The 2,077-nt window shown below is 68.0% G+C and carries 2 protein-coding genes; both read right to left on the bottom strand.

The genetic code is table 11. From position 1 onward, the window contains the following. Positions 1-872 (bottom strand): succinate--CoA ligase subunit alpha (sucD, locus tag ACFQ4O_RS17140; RefSeq protein WP_378777541.1); only part of this gene is annotated, 872 nt, incomplete at its 3' end. Between the two features lie 3 nt (positions 873-875). After that, entirely contained in the window at positions 876-2,075 is a 1,200-nt protein-coding gene (gene sucC / locus ACFQ4O_RS17135) for an ADP-forming succinate--CoA ligase subunit beta (RefSeq protein WP_378777538.1), read from the bottom strand. Positions 2,076-2,077: the final 2 nt, after the last annotated feature.

Genomic DNA, 2,077 nt, shown 5'->3' with positions numbered 1-2,077 from the left:
AGTTCGACGAGCGTTTTTCCGAGGCGCGCGGGGGATGGGGAGACGCGGACGCCGGCGTCTTCCAGCGCGGCGATCTTGTCTTCCGCTCCGCCCTTGCCGCCCGAGATGATCGCGCCCGCATGGCCCATCCGGCGGCCCGGAGGCGCCGTGCGGCCCGCGATGAACCCGACCGTCGGCTTCGAACGCCCGCGCTTCGCCTCGTCCTTCAGGAACTGCGCCGCGTCCTCCTCCGCCGAGCCGCCGATCTCGCCGATCATCACGATCTGCTCCGTCCGGTCGTCGGCCAGGAACATCTCCAGCACGTCGATGAACTCCGTCCCCTTCACGGGGTCGCCGCCGATGCCCACCGCCGTCGTCTGGCCGAGGCCCTCCTGCGTCGTCTGGAACACCGCCTCATAGGTCAGCGTGCCCGAGCGCGACACAACGCCGACCGTGCCGCGCGAGAAGATGTTGCCCGGCATGATGCCGATCTTCGACTCGCCCGCCGTCACCACGCCCGGGCAGTTCGGCCCGATCAGCCGCGTCTTCGACCCCGCGAGCGCACGCTTCACCCGCACCATGTCGAGCACCGGCACGCCCTCGGTGATGCACACCACCAGCGGGATCTCCGCCGCGATCGCCTCGAGGATCGCGTCGGCCGCCCCCGCCGGCGGCACGTAGACCACCGACGCGTCCGCCCCCGTCGCCTCGCGCGCCTCGACCACCGTGTCGAACACCGGCAGGTCGAGATGCGTCTGACCGCCCTTGCCCGGCGCAACGCCGCCCACGACCTTCGTCCCGTAGGCCAGCGCCTGCGTCGAATGGAACGTCCCGTTCTTGCCCGTGAAGCCCTGCACGATCAGCTTCGTGTTCGCGTCGATCAGAACCGACATCGCTCAGGCTCCCTTCTTCACGGCCGCGACGATCTTCTGCGCCGCGTCGTCCAGATCGTCCGCCGGCAGAACGTTCAGACCGCTCTCCGCGATGATCCGCTTGCCCTCTTCCACGTTCGTGCCCTCAAGCCGCACCACCAGCGGCACCTGAAGCCCGACCGCCCGCACCGCCGCGATCACGCCGCGCGCGATCACGTCGCACTTCATGATCCCGCCGAAGATGTTCACGAGGATGCCCTGAACGTTCGGGTCCGCCGTGATGATCTTGAACGCCGCCGTCACCTTCTCTTCCGAAGCGCCGCCGCCCACGTCCAGGAAGTTCGCCGGCTCCTCGCCGTAGAGCTTGATGATGTCGAGCGTCGCCATCGCCAGACCCGCGCCGTTCACCATGCAGCCGATCGTGCCGTCCAGCGCGATGTAGGCCAGATCGTGCTTCGACGCCTCGATCTCCTTGTCGTCCTCCTCCGTCAGGTCCCGAAGCTCGGCCAGCTCCGGATGGCGGTAGAGCGCGTTCGAATCGAACGACACCTTCGCGTCCAGGCAGCGCAGCTTGCCGTCCTTGGTCACGATCAGCGGGTTGATCTCCAGCATCGCCATGTCGAGCGAGGTGAAGGCCTCGTAGAGCTTGCCGATCAGGTCCGACGCCTGCTTCGCCAGATCGCCGGAGAGCCCGAGCGCCTTCGACAGCGTCCGACCGTGATGGGGCTGCACCCCCGTCACCGGGTCGATCGTCAGGGTGTGGATCTTCTCAGGGGTCGCGTGCGCCACCTCCTCGATGTCCATGCCGCCCTCGGTGGAGGCCACGAACGCCACCCAGCCGCTCTCGCGGTCCACCAGCGCCGACAGGTAGAACTCCTTCTCGATCGCGGAGCCTTCCTCCACGTAGAGACGGTTCACCTGCTTGCCCGACGGGCCGGTCTGCTTGGTCACCAGCGTCCGGCCGAGCATCTGCTCCACAAAGCCCTTCGCCTCCGCGACCGACTTCGCCAGCCGCACGCCGCCGAGCTCGCCCGCCTCCGCCTCCACGAACCGGCCCTTGCCGCGGCCGCCCGCGTGGATCTGGGACTTCACGACCCACACCGGACCCGGCAGAGACCCCGCCGCAGCCTCAAAATCCTCAGCCTTCAGAACCGCATGCCCGTCCGGAACAGGCGCCCCAAAACGACGCAAAAGCGCCTTCGCCTGATACTCATGTATGTTCATCG

The sequence above is a fragment of the Methylopila musalis genome, from assembly GCF_042679725.1.
Lineage (GTDB): Bacteria > Pseudomonadota > Alphaproteobacteria > Rhizobiales > Methylopilaceae > Methylopila > Methylopila musalis.
This window is presented reverse-complemented; position numbering and strand designations above follow the sequence as displayed.

What these genes read in the sequence shown, in the direction of transcription:
- sucC (WP_378777538.1), bottom strand. Translation starts at nt 2,075, where the DNA reads ATGAACATACATGAGTATCAGGCGAAGGCGCTTTTGCGTCGTTTTGGG.